24 protein-coding genes are annotated in these 26,189 nt (G+C 72.6%); 9 read left to right on the forward strand and 15 right to left on the reverse strand.

Annotated elements, in window-relative coordinates; all coding sequences use genetic code 11:
* Positions 1-11: 11 nt before the first annotated feature.
* Both D7044_RS27680 and D7044_RS27685 read right to left on the reverse strand, forming a co-directional pair.
* Positions 12-350 carry a hypothetical protein gene (locus D7044_RS27680; protein WP_120673254.1) on the reverse strand — a complete coding sequence of 113 codons (339 nt, stop codon included), beginning with the start codon at positions 348-350 and terminating at the stop codon, positions 12-14.
* Entirely contained in the window at positions 347-760 is a 414-nt protein-coding gene (locus D7044_RS27685; RefSeq protein ID WP_120673255.1) for a YbaB/EbfC family nucleoid-associated protein, read from the reverse strand. The genes D7044_RS27680 and D7044_RS27685 overlap by 4 nt, the downstream gene beginning before the upstream one ends.
* Positions 761-839: 79 nt before the next feature.
* On the opposite strand from D7044_RS27685, the gene D7044_RS27690 reads away from it, so the two are divergent.
* Entirely contained in the window at positions 840-2,072 is a 1,233-nt protein-coding gene (locus D7044_RS27690; RefSeq protein WP_120690636.1) for an SUKH-3 domain-containing protein, read from the forward strand.
* Positions 2,073-2,110: 38 nt separating this feature from the next.
* Here the strand turns inward: D7044_RS27690 and D7044_RS27695 are convergent, their stop codons facing one another.
* A complete protein-coding gene (locus D7044_RS27695; RefSeq protein ID WP_120690637.1) occupies positions 2,111-3,550 on the reverse strand; it encodes an aldehyde dehydrogenase family protein in 1,440 nt (479 codons plus the stop codon).
* Positions 3,551-3,668: 118 nt separating this feature from the next.
* On the opposite strand from D7044_RS27695, the gene D7044_RS27700 reads away from it, so the two are divergent.
* Genes D7044_RS27700 through D7044_RS27710 form a run of 3 tightly spaced genes read left to right on the forward strand, consistent with a single transcriptional unit; the run spans position 3,669 to position 5,973 of the window.
* Positions 3,669-4,085 carry a GntR family transcriptional regulator gene (locus D7044_RS27700; protein ID WP_120673258.1) on the forward strand — a complete coding sequence of 139 codons (417 nt, stop codon included), beginning with the start codon at positions 3,669-3,671 and terminating at the stop codon, positions 4,083-4,085.
* An 11-nt stretch (positions 4,086-4,096) separates the two neighbouring features.
* Entirely contained in the window at positions 4,097-4,984 is an 888-nt protein-coding gene (locus D7044_RS27705; RefSeq protein ID WP_120673259.1) for an ABC transporter ATP-binding protein, read from the forward strand.
* Positions 4,981-5,973: an ABC transporter permease subunit gene (locus tag D7044_RS27710; RefSeq protein ID WP_120673260.1), complete on the forward strand. Its 993-nt coding sequence runs from the start codon at positions 4,981-4,983 to the stop codon at positions 5,971-5,973. The genes D7044_RS27705 and D7044_RS27710 overlap by 4 nt, the downstream gene beginning before the upstream one ends.
* Before the next feature lie 95 nt (positions 5,974-6,068).
* Here the strand turns inward: D7044_RS27710 and D7044_RS27715 are convergent, their stop codons facing one another.
* From D7044_RS27715 to D7044_RS27740, 6 genes are all read right to left on the reverse strand, one after another.
* Positions 6,069-6,761, reverse strand: a complete 693-nt coding sequence (locus tag D7044_RS27715; RefSeq protein ID WP_120690638.1) for an RlpA-like double-psi beta-barrel domain-containing protein — start codon at positions 6,759-6,761, stop codon at positions 6,069-6,071.
* Positions 6,762-6,841: 80 nt separating this feature from the next.
* On the reverse strand, positions 6,842-7,477 hold the full coding sequence (locus D7044_RS27720) for a M15 family metallopeptidase (RefSeq protein WP_120690639.1): 636 nt from the start codon (positions 7,475-7,477) through the stop codon (positions 6,842-6,844).
* On the reverse strand, positions 7,474-8,607 hold the full coding sequence (locus tag D7044_RS27725) for a D-alanine--D-alanine ligase family protein (RefSeq protein WP_120690640.1): 1,134 nt from the start codon (positions 8,605-8,607) through the stop codon (positions 7,474-7,476). The genes D7044_RS27720 and D7044_RS27725 overlap by 4 nt, the downstream gene beginning before the upstream one ends.
* On the reverse strand, positions 8,604-10,817 hold the full coding sequence (locus D7044_RS27730; RefSeq protein ID WP_120690641.1) for a pyridoxal-phosphate dependent enzyme: 2,214 nt from the start codon (positions 10,815-10,817) through the stop codon (positions 8,604-8,606). Before D7044_RS27730 ends, D7044_RS27725 begins: the two co-directional genes overlap by 4 nt.
* A gap of 143 nt (positions 10,818-10,960) precedes the next feature.
* Entirely contained in the window at positions 10,961-12,019 is a 1,059-nt protein-coding gene (locus tag D7044_RS27735) for a sensor histidine kinase (RefSeq protein ID WP_120690642.1), read from the reverse strand.
* Positions 12,016-12,681, reverse strand: a complete 666-nt coding sequence (locus tag D7044_RS27740; RefSeq protein ID WP_120673266.1) for a response regulator transcription factor — start codon at positions 12,679-12,681, stop codon at positions 12,016-12,018. The genes D7044_RS27735 and D7044_RS27740 overlap by 4 nt, the downstream gene beginning before the upstream one ends.
* A 299-nt stretch (positions 12,682-12,980) precedes the next feature.
* Between D7044_RS27740 and D7044_RS27745 the strand changes: the two genes are divergently transcribed.
* The 3 genes from D7044_RS27745 to D7044_RS27755 all read left to right on the forward strand — a co-directional run bounded on the left by D7044_RS27745 (position 12,981) and on the right by D7044_RS27755 (position 16,297).
* Positions 12,981-14,258, forward strand: a complete 1,278-nt coding sequence (locus D7044_RS27745) for a GAF domain-containing protein (RefSeq protein WP_120690643.1) — start codon at positions 12,981-12,983, stop codon at positions 14,256-14,258.
* A 42-nt stretch (positions 14,259-14,300) separates the two neighbouring features.
* Positions 14,301-15,806: an aldehyde dehydrogenase gene (gene adh, locus D7044_RS27750; protein WP_120673268.1), complete on the forward strand. Its 1,506-nt coding sequence runs from the start codon at positions 14,301-14,303 to the stop codon at positions 15,804-15,806.
* A 122-nt stretch (positions 15,807-15,928) separates the two neighbouring features.
* A complete protein-coding gene (locus D7044_RS27755; RefSeq protein WP_120673907.1) occupies positions 15,929-16,297 on the forward strand; it encodes a DUF779 domain-containing protein in 369 nt (122 codons plus the stop codon).
* 6 nt (positions 16,298-16,303) lie between these two features.
* Here D7044_RS27755 and D7044_RS27760 read toward each other — a convergent pair whose 3' ends face one another.
* Together D7044_RS27760 and D7044_RS27765 are read right to left on the reverse strand one after the other, a co-directional pair.
* The gene (locus D7044_RS27760) at positions 16,304-17,008 is read right to left on the reverse strand and encodes a GNAT family N-acetyltransferase (RefSeq protein ID WP_120673269.1); all 705 of its coding nucleotides are present in this window, start codon (positions 17,006-17,008) and stop codon (positions 16,304-16,306) included.
* Positions 17,005-19,488 carry a hypothetical protein gene (locus D7044_RS27765; RefSeq protein WP_120690644.1) on the reverse strand — a complete coding sequence of 828 codons (2,484 nt, stop codon included), beginning with the start codon at positions 19,486-19,488 and terminating at the stop codon, positions 17,005-17,007. The genes D7044_RS27760 and D7044_RS27765 overlap by 4 nt, the downstream gene beginning before the upstream one ends.
* Before the next feature lie 181 nt (positions 19,489-19,669).
* Between D7044_RS27765 and D7044_RS27770 the strand changes: the two genes are divergently transcribed.
* Positions 19,670-20,023, forward strand: a complete 354-nt coding sequence (locus D7044_RS27770) for a nitroreductase/quinone reductase family protein (protein ID WP_120673271.1) — start codon at positions 19,670-19,672, stop codon at positions 20,021-20,023.
* Between the two features lie 64 nt (positions 20,024-20,087).
* On the opposite strand, the gene D7044_RS27775 is transcribed toward D7044_RS27770, so the two are convergent.
* Complete coding sequence (locus D7044_RS27775) at positions 20,088-20,450, reverse strand: DUF3499 domain-containing protein (RefSeq protein ID WP_120673272.1); 363 nt, start codon at positions 20,448-20,450, stop codon at positions 20,088-20,090.
* Between the two features lie 165 nt (positions 20,451-20,615).
* On the opposite strand from D7044_RS27775, the gene D7044_RS27780 reads away from it, so the two are divergent.
* Positions 20,616-21,065 (forward strand): metallopeptidase family protein, encoded by a 450-nt coding sequence (locus D7044_RS27780; RefSeq protein WP_074316962.1) that lies wholly within the window; start codon positions 20,616-20,618, stop codon positions 21,063-21,065.
* A 101-nt stretch (positions 21,066-21,166) separates the two neighbouring features.
* Here the strand turns inward: D7044_RS27780 and D7044_RS27785 are convergent, their stop codons facing one another.
* From D7044_RS27785 to D7044_RS27795, 3 genes are all read right to left on the reverse strand, one after another.
* Positions 21,167-21,424 carry a WhiB family transcriptional regulator gene (locus tag D7044_RS27785; RefSeq protein ID WP_007455784.1) on the reverse strand — a complete coding sequence of 86 codons (258 nt, stop codon included), beginning with the start codon at positions 21,422-21,424 and terminating at the stop codon, positions 21,167-21,169.
* A gap of 1,125 nt (positions 21,425-22,549) precedes the next feature.
* Positions 22,550-25,063, reverse strand: a complete 2,514-nt coding sequence (locus D7044_RS27790; protein ID WP_120690645.1) for a bifunctional FO biosynthesis protein CofGH — start codon at positions 25,061-25,063, stop codon at positions 22,550-22,552.
* Positions 25,064-25,232: 169 nt separating this feature from the next.
* Positions 25,233-26,144 (reverse strand): hypothetical protein, encoded by a 912-nt coding sequence (locus tag D7044_RS27795; protein ID WP_120673274.1) that lies wholly within the window; start codon positions 26,142-26,144, stop codon positions 25,233-25,235.
* Positions 26,145-26,189: the final 45 nt, after the last annotated feature.

Consider the following 26,189-nt stretch of genomic DNA (forward strand, 5'->3'; position numbering starts at 1 on the left):
ATGCTCCGTGGTCAGCGGCTGTCGACGCGGGCGAGCCGGCCCGAGGCGGTTGCATCGGTGTTCACGTTGGCGTCGACCGAACGCACCACGTCGACGCCGAGCGCGTTGAGGTGGCGGCCGAGCCCCTCCCACGCCCGCAGCACGATCTCCTCGCACCCGCGGTAGCCGCGCTCGAAGGCCGCCCCGATGTCGTCCCGCCCCCAGGGCTGCTGCGCGCTGGTCGAGGCGATCTCACCGCCTACCTCGGCCCGCCGGGCGCTCAGCGCCTCCCCGGCGGCGCTCAGGTCCGCGCCGCCCTGCCGGGCCCGGGTGGCGTCGAGCCACAGCTGCCCGCCGCCCGCGCCGCTCACTTGCCGCCTCCCAGGACCGCGTCGGCCCGGTCGAGCAGCGCGCCGAAGTCACCCGTACGCAGGAAATCCATCGACCCGGCGCCGGCCGGAAGATAGCCGGCGACCAGTTCCCGGGTGGCCGCGTTCGCGCGGGTGCTCGCCCGGCGCACCGTCTCGGTGATCGTCCGGCTCAGCGCGGCGGCGTCCCGGTCGCCGTAGACGGCGGAGCTCAGCTCCACGGTGATCACCTCGCCACGGGCGCCGACCGTGGCGGTCACCCTTCCGTCCGCGGAACGCTCGGTCACCCGCAGGTCGGCGAGCCGCTCACGCAGTTCGTCCAGACCGGACCTGAGTCGCTGGTACTGACCGTGGATCTCGTCGAACCTGACCCGCAGTGGGTGATTCGTCGACCGGTCCGCCTCCTCCGCCACGCCGCCTCCCCCGTCACCGTGTGTAGGCCGCACCATACCGGGCGCGACGAATCTCGTGGGGTCCGGTAGTTTCTGCCGGGTGATCGACCGTCATCAGGCCGAGCAACTCGCCGCGGTGTGGGCGCGCCGCGACTCGCAACGCCTGGGCTACGAGTGCGTGCCGACCGTCGACGAGTTCGACCTGGGGTTCGTCATATCGTCCACTGTGTCCGTCGAGGCGCGGACGCTCCCGGGTGACCTGCCGACGACGTTCGTCGACCGGGAGACCGGCGAGGTGACGACCTGGCCCCGGGTCCCACCGAACGTGGTCGAGGAGCTCTACCGACGTAACCGGCCGAGCGAGCCGCGGGCGCCTCGGACGGTCGATCCGGCGAGCCAACTGCTGCGGGAGATCGGGCGGCTGCCCACCCCCGGCGCGATCGCCCACCTCTCCCTCGACGGCAGGATGTTCCGGGCCCAGGGGGCCAAGGGCGACGTGGAGCTGCGGCACCATCCGCTGGTCCGGCGCTACCTCGACGAACTGCCCGTCGGTCACCTCGGTCGCGGTGGTGACCGGCACGCCGAGCTGATCGTCGTCTCCGACGTGCTGCACGAGTACGACCACCGCCGGGCCGCCGAGGGCATCGCCCCGATGGGCATGGGCGACGCCGAGTTGCTGCTCGCCGCGGCCCGGTTCGAGGTGTTCCGGGTACGGGAGCCGGGCGATCCGGCCGGTGGGCTCGCCGAGCGCCCCTGCGACTCGTGCCTGAACTTCCTGGTGCACTTCAACGTTCTCCGCTGGTCGGAGCTGGCCTACACGCAGGAGTGGCTGCCCGAGCGGCAGGTGCCGCACCAGCCCGGACGGTTCCCGGCGGAGGTAGCGGATTCCCTTCTGGACGGTGGCTGGGCGGACGGCCCGCTCAACGAGGTGCTCTGCGCCGGGGCGATCCGGGAGACCCGCGAGGTGCGGGGGCAGCGACACCGGCACGAGCCGTTTCCGGCGGCGGTGGCCGCGCTGACCGCCTTCCCGGCGCTGCTCAGCCGGCGGCGCGGCCCGGGCGAGGAGGTGTGGATCAGCCGGTTCACCACCAACCCGCTACGGGGCGCGCACAGCGCCGACACCCTCGCTGACTTCGCGACGGTGCTCGGCAGCCACCTCTTCCCGTTCGGCTCGGAGCACGGCGAGAGCATCCTCGCCGTCGACCAGGAGGGCCGGGTCTTCGCGCTGGACCAGGCGGGCGAGTGGTTCCTCGGCGGCGACGTCGACGCGGCACTGACCACGCTGCTGCTCGGGCGGGCGCCGTCCCGCGTCCGGGAGGACGGCACGTGGTGAGCGACCGGCCGGTCGCGCTCCCGCGTCGGCGTTGAGCCCTAGAGGCGGACGCCGGTGAGCACGAGCACGCGGGGTTCGGTGTAGTCCTCCATGGCGCTGCTCAGGCCTTCCCGCCCGACGCCACTGCCCTTGACCCCGCCGTACGGCATCTGGTCGGCGCGGTACGACGGTACGTCTCCGACGATCACCCCGCCGACCTCCAGCACCCGGGCGGCGAGGAAGGCGGTGCGTACGTCGTGGGTGAAGACGCCCGCCTGCAATCCGTACGCCGAGTCGTTGACGGCGGCGAAGGCGGCCTCGTCGTCGGGCACGCGGCTGACGACCAGCACCGGCCCGAAGACCTCCTCGGCGTTGACCTTGGCGGCCGTGGGCACCCCGGAGAGCACGGTCGGCGGATGGTTGGCGCCCTCGCGCCGGCCGCCGATCTCGATGGTGGCGCCGGCGGCGACCGCCTCGTCGACCCACGCCTCGACCCGGCGTGCGGCGTCGACGGAGATCAGCGGCCCGACGTCGGTCCGTTCGTCGGTCGGGTCTCCGGTGCGCAGCTCCTGCACGGCGGCGACCAACCGGGGCAGGAAGCCGTCGTAGATCCATTCGTGCACGTAGACCCGCTGGACGGCGATGCAGGACTGACCGGCCTGGTAGTTCGAGAAGGTGGCGATGCGCTGCGCGGCGAAGGTCAGGTCCTCGTCGGCGGCCCAGTCCGCGCAGATGACGGCCGCCGCGTTGCCGCCCAGCTCCAGCGTCACGTGCTTCTCGGGTACCACTCGGCGGATGGCGGCACCGACCGGGCCGGACCCGGTGAACGACACGACCGGCAGGCGCGGGTCGGCGACCAGCTCGGCGGCGCGCTCGTTGGGCAGCGGCAGCACGGAGAACATTCCGGCGGGTAGGTCGGTCTCGGCGAGCAGGTCGCCGAGGAGCAGCGCGGTGAGCGGGGTGGCCGGCGCCGGCTTGACCACGATCGGCGCGCCGACCGCGACGGCGGGGGCCACCTTGTGCGCGACCAGGTTGAGCGGGAAGTTGAACGGGGTGATGCCGAGCACGGGGCCGCGGGGCACCCGGCGGACGAGCGCGATCCGACCGGTGGCGGCCGGGTCGGTGTCGAGGCGTTGCAGGTCGCCGGAGAAGCGCCGGGCCTCCTCGGCGGCCCAGCGGAAGGTGGCGACGGCGCGTCCCACCTCGGCCCGGGCCCACTTCAGCGGTTTGCCGTTCTCGGCGGTGACGAGCCGGGCGATCTCGTCGGCACGTTCGGCGAGCCGACGGGAGACGTGGTCGAGCGCGCCCGCGCGGACGTGCGCGGGCAGTGCCGCGGCCTCCGTCGTCACCTTCGCCGCGGCCGCGATCGCCGCTTCGACCTGGTCGGGCGTGGCCACGGTGGTACGTCCCACGACCCGCCCGTCGTACGGGTGGTGGATGGTCAGCTCGCCCTCGCCGTGGGCGGGACGGCCGGCGACGTAGAAGGCCCTCGACTCCACGTTCGAAGCCTAGGCGACCCCGGTCGGGCGCGGCGAGGTCGCGTCGCGGCTTCGGGGCACCACGGAACCCACTCCTGTCCTATAGTCCTACTGTCGTAGTACAACAGAGAGGGCTCAGGTGATCGAGTTCGTACTGGACGCCCGGTCCAAGGTGAACACCTACGTGCAGCTGATCCAGCAGGTGAAGCAGGCGCTGCGGGTGGGGCTGCTGGTCCCGGGTGACCAACTGCCCAAGGTGCGCGACGTGGCGCAGTCACTGGCGATCAACCCCAACACGGTGCTGAAGGCCTACCGCGAGCTGGAGATCGAGGGGCTCGTCGAGGGGCGGCCCGGCGTCGGCACCTTCGTCCGCCGCACCCTCGGCGGCCCACCCGTCGCCGACCAGGCGGAGCTGCGCGCCGACCTGGTGGCCTGGCTCGGTCGCGCCCGCGCGGCCGGCCTCTCCCCCGAGGACGTCATCGCCCTGGTCGAGACCACGCTGCGGGCCACGCTCGCCGCCGAGGCGGTCCGCACGCAACCCGCCTCGGCCGGATGAGAGGAGAGGACATGGATGTCGCACTGGAGACGGAGCAGCTCGGCAAGCGGTACGGGAAGCGCTGGGCGTTGCAGGACTGCTCACTCCGCCTGCCGACCGGGCGGATCGTGGGCCTCGTCGGCCCCAACGGCGCCGGTAAGAGCACCCTGCTGCACCTCGCCGTCGGCCTGCTCCGACCGGACGCGGGTGAGGTTCGGCTCTTCGGTCGCTCGCCGTACGACAACCCCGCCGTCCTGCCCGACATCGGCTTCGTCGCGCAGGACACCCCGCTCTACCGCGACTTCACCGCGGCGGAGCTGGTGCAGCTCGGCGGCCGGATGAACCGGCGCTGGGACGCCGCGTTGGCGCGGGAGCGGCTGGCTCAGCTCGGCATCCCGCCGAAGCTGCCGGTCGGCCGGCTCTCCGGCGGCCAACGCGCGCAGGTCGCGCTCGCCCTCGCCCTCGCCAAGCGACCCCGGCTGCTGCTGCTCGACGAGCCGGTCGCCAGCCTCGACCCGCTGGCCCGCCGCGAGTTCCTCCAGTCGCTGATGGGCAGCGTCACCGACTCCGGAACGACGGTGCTGCTCTCCTCCCACCTCCTCGCCGACCTGGAACGCACCTGCGACCACCTGGTCGTCCTGCACTCCTCCCGGGTCCGGCTCGCCGGAGCGGTCGACGACCTGGTCGACGCCCACCGGCAGCTGGTCGGGCCGCGGCACATCGGCGAGCCGATCGCCGGCGTCGGCACGGTGGTACGCGCCCGCCACACGGACCGCCAGTCCACGCTGCTGGCCCGGATCGACGGCGTAGTCGATCCGGAGTGGACGGTCCATGACGTGACACTGGAGGACGTGATCCTCGGTTACCTCGCCGACGGGGAGACGACCGTCACCCGGACCGACTGGGAGGTGCCCGCGTGATCTGGCTGACCTGGCGACAGCATCGCCGGCAGGCGCTCTTCACCCTGGTGGCCCTGCTCGCGCTCGCCGCCCTCATGATCCCGACCGGGCTGATGATGCGCGCCTCGTACGCCGACAAGGGCCTGGCCGAGTGCCTCCGGGTGTTGAACGCGGTCCAGCCCGACCCGGGCCGCGCCGGGCCGTGCAGCCGGGCCCTGAACCAGTTCGCCGACCAGTTCAACTCGATGTCCCTGCTCGGCGTGCTCTTCCTCGTCCTGCCGCTGATCGTGGGGCTGTTCTGGGGCGCGCCGCTCGTCGCCCGCGAGGTCGAGCAGGGCACCCACCGGTTCGCCTGGACCCAGGGCATCGGTCGCCGGCAGTGGGCGCTGGTGAAGTTCGGGTTCGTCGCGGTCGTCGCGGTGCTGGTCGCCGTGGTCTACGGGCTCGGCATGTCCTGGTGGGTCGCGCCGCTGACGGGCGCGGCGCAACAGAACCGCTTCGACGTCTTCTTCTTCGACATGCAGGGGGTGACCCCGATCGGGTACACCCTCTTCGCGGTCGCCCTCGGCATCTGCGCGGGCGTGTACTGGCCGAGGATGATGCCCGCGATGGCGGTGACGCTCGGCGGGTTCATCGGCCTGCGAATCCTGCTGACCGTCCTGGCCCGGCCGCACTACCTGCCGCTGGAGACCCGGGCCATCCCGATCGAGGGCACCATCGGCGAGCCGGGCGGCGCCTCCGGCGACTGGATCATCGACAAGGGCATCCGGGACGCCGGCGGCACAATGGTGCTGCCCGGCGCCCAGGCGGCGTGCGGGGCGGAGTCCGCCCGCCCCGCAGGCGGGAGGTGTCCGCCGCTGGAGGAGTTCGGCGAGGGCGCCTACAACTGGCAGCTCTTCCAGCCGGCCGACCGGTTCTGGCTCTTTCAGGGCATCGAGTCCGGCATCTTCGTCGCGCTGGCGGCGGTGCTGCTCTACCTCGCCGTACGCCGGATCCGCCGCGTTGCCTGACGGCAACAGCTCGAAGACCGGAGGCGGTTCCGACGGGAACGCCGTGGCGGCCCCTCACCCCGGGGGGGGGCGCCACGGCGTTCCCGTCGGAGCGGTCAGTCGAGCAGCTCGACCACGTTGCGGCGTACCACGTTCTTGCCCGGCTCGCGGATCGCGTCCATCGCGGCGGTGTTCAACAGCACGCAGCTACCCGACGGGCCGGTCACCGTCACCGGCACCGACCGCCCGTTGTCCAGATTGGTCACCCGCAACCGGGTACCCACCGGGAACCGACCACTGGTCGCCGCCGGAGCGCCTCCCTCGGCGGAGAAGGTGACCGACCCGGAGCAGACCGAGGACGGGACGGCCGGCTCAGTCCCGCCGGGCCGGGCGGCACCCGGTTGGGCGCTGCCGGGCCGGGTCTCGCCCCCGCCGGGCCCGGCCGACGGGGGTGCCGGAGCGTCGAGGCGTTCGACCACGTTGCGGCGTACCACGTTCTTGCCCGGCTCGCGGATCGCGTCCATCGCGGCGGTGTTCAACAGCACGCAGCTACCCGACGGGCCGGTCACCGTCACCGGCACCGACCGCCCGTTGTCCAGATTGGTCACCCGCAACCGGGTACCCACCGGGAACCGGTCACTGGTCGCCGCCGGAGCGCCCCCCTCCGCGAAGAAGGTGACCGACCCGGAGCAGACGGAGCTCTGCCCCGGAGTCGTGTCCGCGAACCCGAGCCCGGTGCCGACCGCGACGACCGCCGCGGCGGCCACTGCGACGGTCGCCGCCAGCACATGCCTTCGCTGCACCTTCACTGTCTCTCCCGTTCGTCCGGTGACGTCCTACGACGCCTGGTACGGACGACAGGGCCGGACCGTTCAGTGCGGCTTCGGGATCACAACGGGCCGTAACGGGTGTGTGGCGCTCCGGTCATCAAGGCCCAGTACCGGTCCCCGTACGACCAGTGCCACCACTCCGTCGGGTAGTTCACCATCCCCGCCCCGCCGAGGGCGGCCACCAGGATCTCCCGGTTGCGTCGGGCCGCGGCCGGAATGTTCTCCGCCCCGGTGAAGCAGGCGTTCGCGCTCGCCTCCGGGGTGGCGTCGACGACCGTGCCCATGTCCAGCTCGATCCCGTCGGCGTCGCAGAGGGTCAGGTCGACCGCTCCGCCAGTGCTGTGCGGGGCCACCTCGACCGGCGAGACGAACTTCGTGGTCTCCACGTGCAGCCGCTCCGGCGACCACTGCGGGTACCGGCGGCGCAGCTCGTCCCGGTAGCCGGTGAAGATCTTCAGCTGCGCCTGGTACGGCCGGTAGCCCTCGATCACCAGCAGCCGCAGACCCACCGGCAGGGCACGCTGCGCGTCGAGCAGCCGAAGCGCCACCGCACGCCGCACCCGGGCGTACGAACCGGCGGGGTCGGCGGCCCGGGCGTCCAGCCGCAGCTCCGGCACCTCACGCAGGTCGACCAGTTCGTCGCCGTCGTCCTCGCTCCGCACCGCGGCCACCCGCGGATCGGAGAGCAGGATCATCGCGTCTCTTCCAGCCGCGCGCTCGCCGGACGCTCCGCGTGCCGGACGAAGGCGAGTTCGACGAGACGGTTCACCAGCTCCTGGTAGCTGACGCCGGACTCCGCCCACACCTTCGGGTACATCGAGTGCGCGGTGAAGCCGGGCAGGGTGTTCAGCTCGTTGACGTACAGGTCGCCGTTCGCCTCGTCGTAGAGGAAGTCGACGCGGGCCAGACCCCAGCCGCCGATCGCCGCGAACGCCCGTACGGAGAGTTCCCGGATCCGCTCGGTGACCTCGTCCGGCAGCACCGCCGGGACGATCATCGGGTCGCTGTCCCCGAAGTACTTCTGCTGGTAGTCGAACCAGCCGCCCTTCACCTGGACCTCACCGACCGCGGAAGCCTCCGGCCGCCAGCCGCCGAGCACGCCGGCCTCCAGCTCCCGGCCGGTCACGCCCTGCTCGACCACGACGACGTTGTCGTGCTCCAGCGCCGCCTCGACGGCGGCCGCCAGGTCGTCGCCCTCGGCCACCCGGGAGATGCCGATGGAGGAACCCATCCGGGCCGGCTTCACGAAGAGCGGCCGGCGCAGCCCCAGCACCAGCTTCTCCGGGTCGTCCACGGCCCGGTAGGTCTGCGCGTCGAACGACACCTGCGGGGTGACCGGCACACCCTCGGCCCGCAGCGCGCGCTTCATCGCGACCTTGTCCATGCCGATCGCGGAGGCGAGGATGCCGCACCCGACGTACGGCACGCCGAGGGACTCGAGCAGCCCCTGCACCACGCCGTCCTCGCCGTACGGACCGTGCAGGACGGGGAAGACCACGTCCAGCTCGGCCTCGACCGTGCCGGGGGTGTCGGCCGCGGTGACGGCGAGGGTGCCGGGGCGCTCACCGGAGCGCAGCTCCACCACCGGTCCGGTGACCGTGAGCCGGTCCTCGATGGCCAGCCCGGTCCCGACGGCGGCGCGCAGCTGCGCCAGCGTGGCCTCCGGCACCAGCCGGAATCCGCCGGTACGGGTCACGCCGATGGCGACCACCTGGTGGCCGGCGTCGGCCAGGGCCCGGGCGACGCCGAGGGCGGAGGCGCAGGACACCTCGTGCTCCGCGGACGGGCCACCGAACAGGATTCCGATCCGGACAGGCGTGCTCATGCCGCCACCCCTTCCATAGTCGCCATGTCGGCGAAGTGCCGGGTCGCCAACTGGGCGATCAGCTCAGCTTCGACATTTCCGCCGGTCAGCACCACGCCGACCGTGCGGTACCGCTCCCGCCCCTGGCCGCTCTGCACGACGCCGGGCCGGTTGACCGCCTCACCGAGGTCCGCCGCCAGCCGCAGCGCACCGGCGAGCCCGGCCGCGCCGGACGGTTCGGTGAGCACCTTCAGCTCGAGCAGGAGCATCTGGAACGCCTCGGCGATCTGGTCGTCGTTGACCCGTACGACGCCTCGGATGGCGTCGCGTGCGACCGCGAAGGGTAGCTCACCCACGCAGGTCGGGCGAAGCCCGTCGGCGATCGTGGGTGCCGGGGAGACCGCCGTCGGTCGGCCGGCCGTGAGGCTGTGGGCCAGCGAGTCGCAGCCGACCGGCTCCACCCCGTACACCTCGATCGACGTCCCCGCCGCCGCCAGGCACGCGCCCGCGACGCCCCCGCCGCCGCCGACCGGCACCACCAGCGCGTCCAGCGGCGTGCCGGCGCGCTCCGCCTCCTCGATCAGCTCCAGGCTGGCGCTGCCCTGCCCGGCGATGACGTCCGGGTGGTCGTACGCGTCGATCAACGGGTGCCCGTGCGCCTCGCTGATCTGCCGGGCGGTCGCGATCCGCTCGTCGAGGGTGCTGCCGGCGAAGACCACGTCCGCTCCGGCGGCCCGCGCCCGGGCCACCTTGGTCGACGCCGCGTCCACCGGAAGCACGACGGTCGCCGTCAGACCGTGCCGTGCGGCCGCCAGCGCCACCGCCACCGCGTGGTTGCCGGTGCTCTGGGCCACCACCCCGGTGTACCCCGCCGCGGCCAGCCGGCCCACGGCCAGCATCGCGCCCCGCATCTTGTACGAGCCGCCGGTCTGGAGGTTCTCCGCCTTCATCAGGATCCGGACACCGGCCAGCCGGTCGATGGTCGGAGAGTTGAGCACCGGGGTACGCACCACGCGACCGGAGAGCCACCAGGCCGCCTCCTGCACCCGGGCCCGGTCCGGTACCGCCTGGATCGGGACTGTCTCCGACGCCGAAGCCGCAGGTTTGACCTCGGCCGGCTGTTCTGTGCGCGACATGATCTCTCCTTCACGGTTGTGCCTCGGGGCGGTACGCGGTGGAAGCTTGAACATCCACCACGCGCCGACCGCCAGCAGTCCGCGGTGAACGGCCAGGCTGAGCGCCAACACCACCGCGGTTACCAGGACCGGATATCCGGCCACCAGCAGCTCCCGTCCCGGCCCGTTCAGCTCGGTGACCGGACCGGCGAGGAGCCGGTGCAGCAGGGCGAGCACCGGCATGTGAATCACGTAGACCGGCAACGTCTGGCGCCCCAGAGTGGCGAGCATCGTGCCGGCTGCCCGCGTCCGCTGGGCGACAATAGCCGCCGCCGTGATGCCGAACGCCACCGCGGTGACCGAGACCACCGGCCACACGCCGAACCACTGCTCGGCTGCGGCGAAGCCCATGACGGCCAGGGCCGCCACATAGACCGCGGCGGTCCAGAGCAGGCGCCGGCGGGTCGCGGTCGCCGCCCAGCGCATCAGGTACGGCCGCAGGTGCACGCCGGCGAGGAAGAACACGAGGTTCTGGTAGACCCCGCCCCGGTTGCCCGGTGTGTCCAGCAGCCCCGCGGCGGCGACGGCCGACAGCACGCCCGAGACGCCGAGCAGCACCGCCGGGTGGACCCGGCGCAGCGCCTTGGCCAGCACGAAGTAGAGCGCCAGCGCGTACAGGTACCAGAGGTTGGACGGTGTGATGGTGAGCTGGCCGAGCAGCCCGCCGAGGCTGGTGGCCCGGTCGGTCGGGAAGCCGGGGGCGAGGGCGAGCAGGGCGGTGTGGATCAGCAGCCACATCGCGTACAGGTAGAGATTGCCGGCGACCCGGGGGCGGAGGGAGGCGCGCCATGACCGGTTCACGGCGTTCGCCGCGAAGATCCCGGAGATGGTGAAGAAGAGCGGCATCCGCAGCGGCAGCAGCTGCTCGCCGAGCAGCCCCCACGCGCCCGGCACCGGCAGGCCGATCCGCCAGTCGATCTGCAGGTAGTCCTTCACCACGACGTGCCAGAGCACCACGAGGATGATGCAGGTGCCCTTGGCCACGTCGGCCCAGCCCTCGCGCCCCGCGCTCGTCCGCGCCGCCGGCGCGGTCGACGCTTCGGTTCCGTGTGTCACAACGTCCTTTCCTCTCCGGCTCCGGGTGGGCCGGCGCTCCGCGAGTGCGGACCGCTCAAATACCGGGCAGGCCGAAGTCGGGGATCCGCGTACACACGGATCCCGGGGCCGATCGGTTCGGTCTGGTCGGCGGCGACACCGCACTAGTGGGGAACGGGTAGCTGGACGTCGACGCGGAGGCCACCGCCGTCGAGGGGGCGGGCGGCGATGATGCCGTCGTGCGCCTGGGTGATCGAGCGGGCGATGGCGAGACCCAGTCCCGCGCCGCCGCTCTGGTTCGTCCGGTCACGGGCCAGGCGCCGGAAGGGCTCGAAGAGGCCGGCGACCGCCTCCGCCGGCACGATCTGCCCGCTGTTGGCCACCGTCAGCGCGGGGGACCGGCCGACCGTCACGGCGAGCCGGCCGCCGGGACGGTTGTACTTGATCGCGTTCTCCACGAGGTTGGTCACCAGGCGCTCCAGCAGCACCCGCTCACCCATCACGATCCGGCGGTCGAGCTGGCTCTCCACCGTCACCCCGGCCGCCGTCGCTCGGTCCTGGTACGCGGCCAGCACCCCCCGGGCGATCTCGTCGAGCGGCTGCGGGGTCGAGGAGCGCAGACCCTGGTCGCTCTCGCTGAGGGCGAGCAGCCCCTCGATGAGCCGCTCGTTGCGTTCGTTGGTCTGCAACAGCTGGGCGGTCAGGAGTTCGAGCTGCTCGCCGGTGAGCGCCTGGGCCATACCGACCTCGATCAGCGTCCGCTGGACCGCCAGCGGCGTACGCAGCTCGTGCGAGGCGTTCGCGGCGAACCGCCGCTGCCCGTCGTACCCGGCGGCGATGCGCTCCATCATCTGGTCGATCGCCCCGGAGAGCTGGGCGAGTTCGTCCCGACCGGGCCGCCGGATCCGGTAGCCGAGGTTCTGCGGACCGACGTGCGCGATCGGCTGGGCGAGGTCGCGTACCGGCCGCAGGCACCAGACCGCGGCGCCCCAGAGCCCCGCCAGGGCGGCCAGCAGGAGCACGAACTCGGCCATCCTCGGGATCGCCACGTCGAGCCGGCGGGCGGGCTCACACGCCACCTCGAGCCCGGGCATCGGCAGGCCGCAGACCTCCATTGCGGGCAGCCAGAGCAGGCCGAGCAGCCACCTCGTCAGTGCGGGCAGGTAGAACCCGGCGAGCAGGGCGAGCACACAGACGAGGACGATCCGGCGGCGGGGGATCACTCCGGCCCGCCGATCCGGTAACCGGCCCGGGGCACCGTCTGGATGATCGCCGGTTGCCCGAGCTTCTTGCGCAGCGTCATGACGGTGACCCGCACCGCGTTGGTGAACGGGTCGGCGAACTCGTCCCACGCCTGTTCCAGCAGGTCCTCCGCGCTGACCACCCGACCGTCCGCACGCATCAGCACGTGCAGCACGGCGAACTCCTTCGGGCTCAGGTTGACCGCGCGCCCGTCCCGGCTGACGGTGTGCCGGGCGACGTCGAGCGCCACACCCTGCTGTTCGAGGACCGGCGGCACGGCCGGCGCGGAGCGGCGACCGAGCGCCTGCACCCGCGCGACGAGCTCGGCGAACGCGAACGGCTTCGTCAGGTAGTCGTCGGCGCCGAGGCCCAGACCCTCGACCCGGTCCCGGATGCCGGCGGCCGCGGTGAGCATCAGCACCCTTGTGCCGGCGTCCGATCCGGCGAGGTTGCGGCACACCTCGTCGCCGGTCTGCCCGGGCATGTCCCGGTCGAGCACGGCCACGTCGTACCGGTTCACGGCGATCCGCTCCAGCGCCGCGTCGCCGTCGTAGCAGACGTCGACCGCCATGGAGACCCGACGCAGCCCCTCGGCGATCATGTCCGCCAACAACCGCTCGTCGTCCGCCACCAGCACCCGCACGCTTGCCGCTCCCGTGATCCTTCGTTCTCCGGCATACGGTCTCAAGCGGGAGATAAGCGTTCTGTAAGCACCCGCCTGAGCCATCGTCCACGGCCCGCGCGCAGGAACAAATGCTGGCGAATCGTCCAGCCAGAAGAACGTCCTGAATACCACGAATAGGGGGATCTGGCCTCACCGCCACCGGGGCGGGCGACGCCGGGAGTGAACCGGATCACTCCGGCCACCGACCGCCACCGCCACTCCCACACCCTTGGCGGGCGGGGGTGACGTGGGTCACGATTGGTGCGAGGAGGTCGCCGGTGGCTGACCCGTGGCTCGCCCTGGAACTCGGCGCCGATCCCGCGGAGCGGATCGCGCAGGTCGCCGCCGCGCACGAGGCGTTCCTCGCCGCCGGCACGACACCCGGCCGCGTCCGCGAGGTGGTCCGGCGGTCCTGGGAACGGTCCGCCCTGCTCGATCCGGAGGCCACCGCGCCGGTCGACCTGACCGACGACGCGCTGGCCGATCACCGCACCGCGCATCCACTGGCCCGGGTGCTGCCGCTCTTCCGCGACCTGCTCGGCGGCGTCGCCTTCGACGGCGCGCACCTCATGGCGGTCTGCGACGCGCACGGACGGCTGCTCTGGGTCGAGGGCCATCCCGGGGTGCGTCGGCGCGCCGAGGCGATGAACTTCGTGCCCGGAGCCCGGTGGGACGAGGCGCACGCGGGAACGAACGCCCCCGGCACGGCGCTCGCCGTCGACCACAGCGTGCAGATCTTCGCCACCGAGCACTTCAGCCGCCGGGTGCAGCGCTGGACCTGCGCCGCCGCCCCGATCCACGATCCGCGTACCGGACGGCTGCTCGGCGCGATCGACATCACCGGCGGCGACCACCTGGCCAACCCGCAGAGCCTGGCGTTGGTCCGGGCCACCGCCCGCGCCGCCGAGGCGGAGCTGGCCGCCGGCCGGCCGGCCGAACCGGGCGCGCTCAACGTCCTGGCGCTCGGCCGCGACGAGGCGGAGCTGCGGGTGGACGGACGCCGGATCCGACTCGGTCGCCGGCACAGCGAACTGCTCGTGCTGCTGCTCGAACACCCCGAGGGGCGCTCCGGCGAGCAGCTCGGCCTCGACCTCTACGGCGACGACCGGCTGCACCCGGTCACCGTGCGCGCCGAGCTGTCCCGGCTGCGCCGGGTGCTCGGCCCGGAGCTGCTGGACTCCCGACCGTACCGGCTGCGCGGGACGGTGCGCGCGGACTTCCGCTCCGTCACCGCCCGGCTCGACCGGGGCGACCCGGCGGGCGCGCTCGACGCGTACCCGGGCCCGCTGCTGCCCGCCTCCGACGCGCCGGGAGTGACCCGGCTGCGCCGGCTCATCGACGGCCACCTCCGGGCGGCCGTGCTCGCCACCGCGGACCCGGCGCTCATCTTCGCCTGGACCGCGACACCGACCGGCGCCGAGGACCTGGCCGCGTGGCAGGCGTTGGCGCGGGCGCTGCCGCCGGGCGCGCCCCGCCGGCCGCTCGCCGTCGCCCGGATCCACCAGCTCGCGCGGGAGTACGGCCTGCCACGCAACGTGGATGCAACCCTCCGCTGACTAGCGTCGCCGCCGTCACCGCACCTCGACGCGGAGGTAACCATGACGCGCTACGACGCGCCCACCCACTGGCAATCCCGCTACGACCACTTCATCGGCGGCGAGTACGTCAAGCCGCACGGCGGACGGTACTTCGAGAACCCCACTCCCGTGACCGGGGAAACCTTCTGCGAGGTGGCCCGGGGCACCGCCGACGACGTCGAGAAGGCCCTCGACGCCGCGCACGGCGCCGCCGACGCGTGGGGCCGCACCTCGGTGGCCGAGCGGGCCCGCATCCTCAACCGGATCGCCGACCGGATGGAGGAGAACCTCGAATCCCTGGCGATCGCCGAGACCTGGGAGAACGGCAAACCGGTTCGCGAGACGCTGGCCGCGGACATCCCCCTCGCCATCGACCACTTCCGCTACTTCGCCGGGGCGATCCGGGCGCAGGAGGGGAGCGTCGGCGAGCTGGACGACGACACGGTCGCCTACCACTTCCACGAGCCGCTCGGTGTCGTCGGGCAGATCATCCCGTGGAACTTCCCGCTGCTGATGGCGACCTGGAAGCTCGCCCCGGCCCTCGCCGCGGGCAACGCCGTGGTGCTCAAGCCGGCCGAGCAGACCCCGGCGTCGATCCACCACTGGCTCTCCCTGGTGGCCGACCTGCTGCCGCCCGGGGTGGTCAACGTGGTCAACGGCTTCGGGGTCGAGGCCGGCAAGCCGCTCGCCTCGTCCGCGCGGGTGGCGAAGGTGGCGTTCACCGGCGAGACCACCACGGGGCGGCTGATCATGCAGTACGCCAGCGAGAACATCAAGCCGGTCACGTTGGAGCTGGGCGGCAAGAGCCCGAACATCTTCTTCGACGACGTGAGCGCCTCCGCCGACGACTTCCACGACAAGGCGCTCGAAGGGTTCACGATGTTCGCCCTCAACCAGGGCGAGGTCTGCACCTGCCCGTCGCGGGCGCTGATCCAGCAGGGCCACTACTCGGACTTCCTCGCCGCCGCGGTGGAGCGGACCCGGGCGGTGAAGCAGGGGCACCCGCTGGACACCGACACGATGATCGGGGCGCAGGCCTCCAACGACCAGCTCGAGAAGATCCTGTCCTACCTGGACATCGGGCGGCAGGAGGGCGCGAAGGTGCTGACCGGCGGCGCGCGGGCGGACCTGGGCGGCGAGCTCTCCGGCGGGTACTACGTCGAGCCGACCATCTTCGAGGGCGACAACTCGATGCGGGTCTTCCAGGAGGAGATCTTCGGACCGGTGGTCTCCGTGACCTCCTTCGCCGACCTCGACGAGGCCGTGAAGATCGCCAACGACACGCTGTACGGGCTGGGCGCCGGCGTCTGGACCCGGGACATCAACACCGCGTACCGGGCCGGGCGGTCGATCCAGGCCGGCCGGGTCTGGACCAACTGCTACCACGCGTACCCGGCGCACGCCGCGTTCGGTGGGTACAAGCAGTCCGGCATCGGCCGGGAGAACCACAAGATGATGCTGGAGCACTACCAGCAGACCAAGAACCTGCTGGTCAGCTACTCCCCGAAGAAGCTCGGCTTCTTCTGATGGGCGACCACCCGTCGCGCGACGCGGTGCCCGGTTCGCCGGGCGCCGCGGCGCCACCCACCACCCGACACGCGCCCGTCCCGCTCCCCCGTGCGGTCTCCCCGGTGTCGCTCCCGCCGGCGATCGACCCGGTCTCCGTGACGCCGGCCGCAGCGGAGCTGATCCGTTCGCTGCGGGAGCAGCACGGGCCGCTGATGTTCCACCAGTCCGGCGGGTGCTGCGACGGCAGCGCCCCGATGTGCTACCCGGCCGGCGAGTTCCGCACCGGCGGCTCGGACGTCCTGCTGGCGTCGCTCGACGTCGACGGCGTCCCCGAGCCCGTCGAGTTCTGGATGTCGGCCGCGCAGTGGGCACTGTGGAGACACACCCGGCTCACGGTCGACGTGGTGCCGGGCCGGGGCAGCGGCTTCTCCCTGGAGGCTCCCGAGGGGGTGCGCTTCCTCATCCGCTCCCACCTCGCCGAACCCGGGCCCTCGGACGGGCGGCGCTGACAGGCGTCAGCCGGCGGCGATCTGCTCGTACCGGTCGACCGGCAGTACGGCGACGCCGCCGGCACGCTCCAGCCCCTGCCAGAGCGCGCCGATCGCCGGGTCCTGCCGCGCGACCTCACCCTCCGCCTCGACCAGGTACTCGGTGAGGAAGTCGCGCAGCGGGCCCGCCGTCACGCTCTCCGGCCGCTCGCCGGCGAACTCGGGCGCCGCATGCAGCAGCAACAGCAACATCCCGGGGACCCGGGCCTTCTGCCGATCCAGGGCCGGCTGGAAGTACGGCAGGTCCAGGGCCCGCGCCCCGAGCCGGTGGTAGAAGCGCAGCCGTGCTTCGGGGTCGCCGTGCGCCGAGTTGCCGGTGTGCAGGTCCGGACGCTCCACCTCGGCCAGGATGAGGCACGGGTCGTACCGCTTGGCCCACTCGGGCACGAGGTTGCCTAGCAGGAGGGTGCCCGCCCCGGTACCCCGGCTCGCCTCGGTCACGGCGAGGTAGCTGAGCAGCATCACCCGGCCGTCCTCGTACCACGATCCGACGGCCCCGCCGAGCAGCGTGCCGGCCTCGTCCCGGACGACGAAGACCTCGCCGGCTCCCTCGTGCAGGTCGGTGAGGAGACTCTCCCGCGTCACCAGCTGCTCGTCGGGGAACGAGGGGAGCAGCACCTGCCGGTAGAGCAGGTCGGTGGTGGCGTCGTCGGTCACCCGGGTGATCCTCATCCGGTCACGCTACCGGCGTCGTCCACCGATCCGACCGCTGAACGCGCCCGCGGGCCCCGCCGGTCGCGGGACATGAAGTGCAGCGTGAAGCCGAACGCCGCCGCGAGGAGCAGCACCCCGACGGCGAGCGACAGCGCCCAGAGGTCGTGCAGGTCGTACCCCGCCTGGATCAGCTGCATCACGCCGGAGAGACCGACCGCGGCGGCCACGCCCAGCAGGATGTCGATCCGCCGGCGGTTCACCCGCTCGCGCTCGGCGCGCCGCCGCGCGGCCGCCTCCTCGCGGAACCGCCGCACCCGCAGCTCCTCCTCCTCGCGCTCCCGCGCGGCCCGGGCCGCCGCGAGCGCCCACTCCTGCTGACGACGCATCGACGCCTCCACCAGCGCGCCCACCCGGTCGGCGAGAACCTTGTCGACCATGTCCTCGAACTCGGCGCGCAGCTCACCGAAGCGCGCGGCCACCAGCAGCCGGTCGATCGTCACCCGGATCGCCGGGGAGGTGACCAGCGACGGCGCGGTGAGGAACATCAGGACGGTACGACTGGACATGACGAAGCCGTGCATCCGGAGCTGCTGGGCCTCCAGCCGCCCCTGCAGGTCGGTCAGCTCCTCGACGTCCCGCCGGTGCGCCGCCGAGGAGATCTCGGCCGCGTCCAGCTCGGCCCGGCCCCGGTCCAGCCGTGTGGTCATCTCCGCCAACTGCTCCAGCACGGCCTGGTGGTAGCCGCCCAGCTGGTCCTGCCAGCCGGCGAACATGCCTTCGAGGGAGGCCACGAACTCGGCGGTCTCGGCGAGGGAGCGCATCATGTAGCTCGGGCTGCCCGGCGTCATCATCAACGTCGTGTTGCAGCTGCGCAGCAGCAGGTCACCGGCGAAGCCGGGCACGTCCACGACGGGGAGCCGCGCCGCGTCGATGGGATAGCGCAGCCACTCCGCCACGGCGCTCATCCCGTCCCGTACGGGGTTGCAGAGCGGCTGCGCGCCGAACGCCGAGAGCAGCTCCGCGGCGGTACGAACCGGCTCGACCACGCCGGTCGAGGGTGAGACGAGGCCGGCCCGGTCGACGGAGAGCAGCACGTGGTACATGCCCGGACGTCCACTGCACCGGACCTGCCGGTCCGTGGTCCGGGCGAGCTGCCCGGCCAGATCGGAGATCACCTGGTTCGCGAAGTCCGACAGTCGCTGCCACTGCGGAGCCGACGGTCCGGCCTCGGCCATCCGCAGTGGGGTGCCGAGCTGGGCGAGGTTCCCGGCCTCGGGGGCGACCCGGACCATCGCCGCGTACACCTGCGGCGGGGTGGCCTCGGAGAGCTGCCCGACGATACGCAGGAAGTGGTTGCCCAACTCGGACAGCCGCAGCTCGACGGTGAAGGTCTGCGGCTCGGCGTCGGGCCGGTCGACGTCCCGGACCTCCAGGTCGGGCAGGGTGATCGTCATGCCGCGGAACTGCCGGTCGAGTGGGTCGTCGCCCTTCCAGATGTCGCTCAGCGAGAGGTCGTCCGAGACGTACGCCTGCGGATGTCCGCTGATCGAGCAGCCCGCGATGGTCCAGTCGAACGCGGCCCAGCGGGCCGTGTTGATCAGCTCCTGGGGCAGGCTGACCGCGCTCGGCGGCGTCCCGGCCGACGTCCCGTCACCGGCCACGTCCTCGTACAGGCCGAAGGGGTACAGGTAGACGACCTGACCGTGCTCGATCCGGAGCCAGGGTCGCTCGACCGAGGCGGCGAGCGTCTCCAGCGCGAAGCGGTGGGCCCGCAGCTCGCTTCGGTCGATGCCGTCGGGCAGCCGCTCCTCCGCGTCGTGCAGGGCCCGGATCGCACCGCCCACCTCGCTCTCGCCCGTGCTGAAGTGGTCGAAGACCGCCCGTGCCGCCAGGGAGAGCGCACGGTAGTAACGGACGTCGCCGCCGGCCTGCTCGGTCACGGACGACACCAACGGGGAGCGCGGGCAGGAGATCGCGTCGGCCAGCATCCGCTCGGCCCGGTCGGCCACCCGGGCGGCCAGCTCCGACCAGGTGGCGAGGGAGCCGGCGTAGCCGGCGTCGTAGCAGACCATCTCGACGGCCAGCAGCTCGATCATCTGCAGCACCAGCCCGGCCGTCGCCTCGTCGACGGCCTGCCCCTGCGCCGTGAGCCGCGACCACCGCTCGCCCACGAACCGCATGTGCTCCAGCGCCGGTTCGATGTCCCAGGCCTCTTCCCAGTACTCCTCGAAGAGCGCCTCGAGGTAGAGCAGCAGGCCCGGCGCCGCTCCCGGCAGGGGCGCGGCCACCGCCAACGCCCGCTCGATCGCCGATCGCAGCTGCGGCTGCTCCACCCGCGCCGAGTCCCAGGTGGAGAGGGAGGCGAGCAGGTCGAACTCCTCGGCGGCGAGACCGCCGGGCCGGCACAGCCGCCCGGCGAGCCAGCGACGCAGTGGCCGCAGGTCGCCCTCGCCGAGCGCTTCGAGGTGCTCCGCACCGATCTCAGTCGCGATATCCACTGAGCAGCCCTCCGCTGGGGGTCGGCGTCGCACAGGGCACTATGCCAAGTGACCGCAAGGATTCTCGACCCCGATCAGGTGGTACGTCGATCGGCCGGTCTGCCGGAACCGGCTCCGGGTGGGCGTCCCGATATCTAGCCTGACAGGCAGGAGCAGCTCAGCGACGTCGACGGAGGCCCGCATGAGTACCGAGGCCATGGACGCCTTCGCCCACGAGCGCGAGGTCGAGATCACCGTGACCGGCCGGCGGACGGGGCGGCAGATCTCCCACCCGGTCTGGTTCGTGCAGGAGGAGCAGAGCATGTTCCTGGTGCCCGTCTCCGGCCTCGACAGTGACTGGTACAAGAACGTCCGGCAGACGCCGGTGATCCGCCTCTCCGCGAACGGTACGGCGGTGAACTCGACCGCGACCACCATCGAGGACCCGGATCGGGTCGACCACGTGGTGTCGCTCTTTCGGGAGAAGTACGGCGCGGAGCAGGTGGAGGACTACTACCCGAGGCACGACGTAGCGGTGCAGGTGCCGCTCGGCTGACCCGGCCGCGAGCGGGCGGCGGAGACGCGACGCGCGGACCGCCCAGCGCTCAGCGGTCCGGCGCTCAGAGGTTCGGCGGGATGACCCGCAGGTGGCCCCGGCGCCCGGTCGAATGCGCCTGCTTGTCCTGGTCGTCCTCGGGCGGACGCGGTGCCGGACGGGCCGCCTCCCGGACCGCCTCGGCCAGCGCGACCAGGTCGTCGGTGGTGGGCGGCGGCGGTTCGAACTCGCCCTCGTGCCGGACGACGTCCCAGCCCCGCGGGGCGGTCAGGCTGCGGGCGTGCGGCTCGCAGAGGTCGTAGGTGTGCGGCTCGGCGAAGGCCGCCAGGGGGCCGACCACCGCGGTCGACTCGTTGTAGACATAGGTCAATGTGGCGACCGCTTGCCGGGGGCAGCCGTTTCGGGAGCAGCGCCGTGGTGACCTCACGGCGGCAGGGTATCTCCATTACCGGGTCCGGCGCACCGGTTCGCGTTGCGACACGCCCGTCACGGTGATCACAATTCGCCGCGCCGGTGCCCGGGTCCGGTCCCGGCACGCCCGAACGCTGGCGGTGCCGCAGGGCGGGGTCGCCCGGGGGCTACCCTTTGCCTCATGACGAGCCCGGAACACCGCCGCCCCGGCTCCGGCCGGCGCGCACACCGCGACCGGCACGGGCGCGGCCTGCGCGGGCGGCTGGTGCCGGCCACCGTACCGCTGGCCAGGACGAAGGCAGAGGTCTTCGACGACCTGGTCCTGGACACCGTCGAGACGCTGGAGCGGCGGTTCGCGAAGGAGCTGGCCGGGGTCGAGTTCGCGGTGGAGGACGTCCCGCCCGACCTGAACGTCTACGACTCCGACGTGCTCGAGGACGGCGAAGTGCCGCTGGCCCGCCTGCTGCCCGGACGGCCGGGCCGGCAGGAGGTGCCGCCTCGGATCGTGCTCTACCGGCGCCCGCTGGAGTTCCGGGCGATGGACCGCGAGGATCTCGCCGACCTGGTCCACGACGTGATCATCGAGCAGGTGGCGAACCTGCTCGGAGTCGACCCGGACGAGCTGGCCTGACCGTCCCGCCCCCACGGGAGCCGGTCGTGCTGAGCCCGTCGGTCGAGGCCGTGGTCTGACGCCTCACCCGGGCGGCCCCCACCGCCCGGGCTACGCGTCGATCAGGCGGCCCGCCGCTTCAACTTGCGCCGCTCCCGCTCGGAGAGGCCGCCCCAGATCCCGAACCGCTCGTCGTGGCCGAGAGCGTATTCGAGGCACTCCGTTTTGACCTCGCAACGCGAGCAGATCCGCTTCGCCTCACGGGTCGAGCCGCCCTTCTCGGGAAAGAACGCCTCCGGGTCGGTCTGCGAGCAGAGCGCCCGCTCCTGCCACTCCGGCGCGTTTCCGAGCAGGTCGGCCACCTCAAGCTGGCCGTCCATCAAATGCCTCCTTGTCGCGCACCGGCGTCATCGCCGCTGCAACCCCCCACGCGAAAGGCGTGCGTGTCCGTCCGGTCCGGTTTGATGCGTTCCGTGCGAACAACCCCATTCAAATTACACGTGTGTAATACGTGCGCCGTCAAGCCAAACTTGATAATGGAGTCGTCCTCCCGACATGACCCGGACGGCCATCCGACCACCCGGCCTCGCAACCTGCCCTATCGATTCAGACCCCGGCCGAGTAACGCCCTCTCCGGCGAGTTGCCGGAGATTTTCCCCGTGGCGTACCGGCGCCGGCCGCGTCGGAGCGGTCGCGAAACGCCGCAGGGGCGCACCCGGACAGCACTGCTGATCTTGGTGGGGCACAGGTTAACGCGACTCGCGACGGACCGCCCGTCGAGCGACCACCGCCGACCTCTCCGCGTCCACCATGTGGACGTGGAGCCGCGGACGAGTGTGGACGGAGTTCGGGCGAGCCGGAGACGGGCTGCTCGAACCGCATGCCCGGGGCCGGCAACCGTACGGTGACGCACCCCCGCTCTTCCCATCAGGCGGTACGTCGCCCCGACCCGCCGCCGCGGCGCGGCCTGCTGGAGGGCGGCACACGGCCCACCCGGCGAGTGCGCGGCCGACCCGGCTCGACCGACCCGAAGCGCGATCCCGCCCCCGGCGGCAGGCAGCGGCGAACCACCCCGGGCTTACTCCGAACGACGATTGCGGCCGGCATCTTGAACAACTGGTTGCCCGATCATGATCCGCTGCCGGACGGGCCGCCACGCCGAACGGAGAGGTCCGAGAAAGCCACCCCCTCGATGATCAGGAAGTGGAATTCCCCGCCGCTTCCCGACACCCCCTTTTCGACCCGGCCCGTCGAGCGGCCCGCACCGGGCCCGAGCGCCCGGCCCGACGGACGGCGAGCCAAGGGTCGCGAAAGGGATCACCCGGCGAGCAGCGACGGAGGTCGATCGAGGTCGAGGCGTACGGCCGCACCGAATCGCACGATCCGCGCCGGACGATTCCGGGCGGAGGCCGGCTCGCGAGCCGCCACCGGTCCCACCCGGGCACCGGCGGCGGTACTCGTCGCCGCCGGCGCCCCGGGCAGGTCCACCGGGGAAGGGCCCGATCTCAGGAACGCACGGTCCCGTACGCGGTGGTCCGTCGCCGCGGCGGACGTCCGGCCGCCACCGCGATCGCCCGCAACTGCTCCTCCGTACGCGCCGACCCGTTGGCCGAGCCGGCCATCCGGGAGATGGTCTCCTCCATGAGGGTGCCGCCCAGGTCGTTGCAGCCGCCCTGGAGCATGGCGACCGTGCCGGCGTCGCCGAGCTTCACCCAGGAGCACTGGATGTTGTCGATCCGACCGTGCAGCAACAGCCGCGCCATGGCGTGCACCACCCGGTTCTCCCGCCACGTCGGCCCGGGACGGGCGATCCCGGCCAGGTAGATCGGAGCGTTGGTGTGCACGAACGGCAGGGCCACGAACTCGGTGAAGCCACCCGTGCGGTCCTGCACCCCGGCGAGCACCCGGAAGTGGGCGAGCCACTGCGCGGGATGGTCGACGTGTCCGTACATCATGGTCGAGCTGGACCGGATGCCCAGCTCGTGCGCGGTGGTGACCACCTCGACCCAGGCCGCGGCCGGCAGCTTGCCCTTGGTGAGCACCCAGCGGACGTCGTCGTCGAGGATCTCGGCGGCGGTGCCCGGGATGGTGTCCAGACCGGCCTCCCGCAGCTGCGTCAGCCACTCCCGCACCGGCACGCCGGCCTTCGCGGCGGCGGTGACGATCTCCATGGGCGAGAACGCGTGCACGTGCATCTCCGGCACCCGCGCCTTGATCGCCCGGACGATGTCGGCGTACCCGGTCACGGGCATCTTCGGGTCGATACCGCCCTGCAGGCAGACCTCGGTCGCGCCGGCCGCCCACGCCTCCTCGGCCCGGTCGGCGACCTGGTCGACCGAGAGCCGGTACGCGTCCGCGTCCCGCTCCCGCTGGGCGAACGCGCAGAACCGGCAGCCCACGTAGCAGACGTTTGTGAAATTGATGTTGCGGTTGACCACGTACGTCACGTCGTCGCCGACCGCCGAGCGGCGCGCGTCGTCGGCGATCCGGCACAGCTCGTCCAGGCCCGGACCGTCCGCGCCGAAGAGCGCCAGCGCCGCGTCGGTGTGCCGCGGCTCCAGCAGGGCAGCCGGGTCGTCGGCGGCCAGCCGCAGACCGGCCCGCAGGTCGTGGTCGCCCGCACCGGACGTCGCCGGAGCGGCGGTCACCTTCGTGGCGACCTCGGCCCAGTCGCCGTAGACGCTGTCGAAGTCGCCCCGCCGGTCGCCGGTACGCCCGGCCGTGTCGATCGTGACGTGCAGATCGGTCCGCCCGCCGAAGACCTCCTCCGGCTCCTGCCACGGCCGGCCCACCGGGCGGGCGTCCTCGACGGCCAGCCCGGTCACCCCGTCCGCCAGCGCGGTCACGTGCGCCAGCAGGCGCGGGTCGAGCCACGGATCGCCGGCGCGGACGTACTCCGGGTAGACGGTCAGCCGCTCACGCAGGGCGAACCCACCGTCGGCCGTACGCCGCGCCAACTCGTCCAGCTGCGGCCAGGGACGTTCCGGGTTCACATGGTCGGGAGTGACCGGGGAGACGCCACCCCAGTCGTCGATGCCGGCCCGCAGCAGCAGGTCGAACTCGCCCTCGATCAGGTTCGGCGGCGCCTGGATCCGCATCCCCGGGCCGAGCAGCAGCCGGGCCACCGCCACCGTGGCCGCCAGGTCGTGCAGCTCCGCGTCCGGCATACCCCGCATCGCGGTGTCCGGCTTGGCGCGGAAGTTCTGCACGATCACCTCCTGGAGGTGGCCGTACTCGCGGTGGGCGCGGCGGATCGCGAAGAGCGCGTCGACCCGTTCGGCGTGCGTCTCACCGATGCCGATGAGGATGCCAGTGGTGAACGGGACGCCGACCCGGCCGGCGTCGTCGAGCACCCGTAGCCGGACGGCGGGCTCCTTGTCCGGCGAGCCGAAGTGCGGGCCGCCCGGCTCGGACCAGAGCCGGGTCGCCGTGGTCTCCAGCATCATGCCCATGCTGGGGGCGACCGGCTTGAGCCGTTGCAGCTCCGACCAGGAGAGCACCCCGGGGTTCAGGTGCGGCAGCAGCCCGGTCTCCTCCAGCACGGCCACCGCGCAGGCCCGCAGATAGTCGAGTGTGGAGTCGTAGCCGCGCTCGTCCAGCCAACGGCGGGCCGCCGGCCAGCGCTCCTCCGGCCGGTCACCGAGGGTGAACAACGCCTCCTTGCAGCCCTGCGCCGCCCCCTCCCGGGCGATCGCCAGCACCTCGTCGCGGTCGAGGAACGGCGCCGGGAGGCGGTGCGGCACCGTGGCGAAGGTGCAGTAGTGACAGCGGTCACGGCACAACCGGGTGAGCGGGATGAAGACCTTTTTGGAGTACGTGACGACACCGGGCCGACCGGCGTCACGGAGGCCGGCGTCACGGATCCCGGCGGCGAAGCCGAGCAGTTCGTCGAGGGCGTCGCCGCGCGCGCCGAGCAGCGCGGTCGCCTCGTCGACGTCCAACGCCCGACCGGTGGCGGCGCGGCGCAGAGCCCGGCGCACACTCGCCTCGGTCGGCGCGGAGTCGGTGCGATCAACCATCCGCTCAGCCTAAGCGGTGATCCGCTGCACCCCGCCGTCGTCGTCGCCACCGTGGGCAACCACACCTCTCCGCCGGCCCCGGCGAAGAAAATTCGGCGAGAGGTGGCCTCCCGACGGGGAGCCCACTCTCTCGCCGAACGTGTGCGGACGGTGCCGGACGGTGCCCGGGTCAGTGCGGGGTGTTCGGATCGTCACCCGGGTTGATCGACTGGGTCCGGTCGCTCTCGCCGTCGCCGGGGCGCGGAATCGCCTGGGTGGGCTCGGCGGGCTGACGTGGGATCGTCTGCGTCGGCTCGGCCGAGGGCGGCTGCCCGAACGGCGGGGCCGACGGGGCCGGGCCCGCCGGCGGGGCGGAGTGCGGCGCGACGTTGGCCGGCGGAGCCGAGTGCGGCGCCGACGTGAACGGTGGGGTCGGCTGGCCGTACGCGCCGGGCTGACCGGCGTACGGGTAGCCACTCCCCTGACCGGGCGCCGGGTACCCGCCGGGCTGGCCGGGAACCGGGTAGCCGCCGGGCTGACCCGCACCGGGCCAGCCGCCCGGCTGCTGCGGCCAGCCGGGCTGCGGGGCGCCGTAGACACCGGGCTGCGGCTTGGGCTTCGGCACGTAGTAGAAGGCCCGCCAGATCGTGTAGACGGCGAAGACCCCGACCGCGAAGATCGCCAGCCAGGCCAGCCGGCTGAGCAGGCCGAGCAGGGCGTCGAGCGCCTCCCCTTCGGCCAGCCGACCCACCATCCAGATCAGGAAGGTCAGCGCGCCGAAGAGGGCGCCGACGGCGTACTCGCCCAGCGCCAGCTGAGTGATCGTCTTCGCCTTCGTCAGGACCGGCTCGATGTGCGTGGCGAGCAACACGGCCAGCAGCGGCAGCGCCGTCGCCTCGAGACCGACGAACGTGAAGAAGGCGCTGCCCGCGCGGTCGCCGAAGCTGCCGTAGTCGGTGGGCGTCAGCAGCCGGATCAGGCCGACGAAGAGGAACACGGCGTTCGCGCCGAGCAGCGCGAACGCGGCAAGCTCACGTAGCGGCTTGGTCAGCTGGCGGGCCCGGGTCGCGTCGGCGGACGCGGGCTCGGCGGGGCTGGTCACTAGCTCTCCCAGGGGCGAGGCGGACAGTTGCCGGACGTGAGCCTA

It is taken from the genome of Micromonospora musae (genome assembly GCF_003626635.1).
GTDB lineage: Bacteria > Actinomycetota > Actinomycetes > Mycobacteriales > Micromonosporaceae > Micromonospora > Micromonospora musae.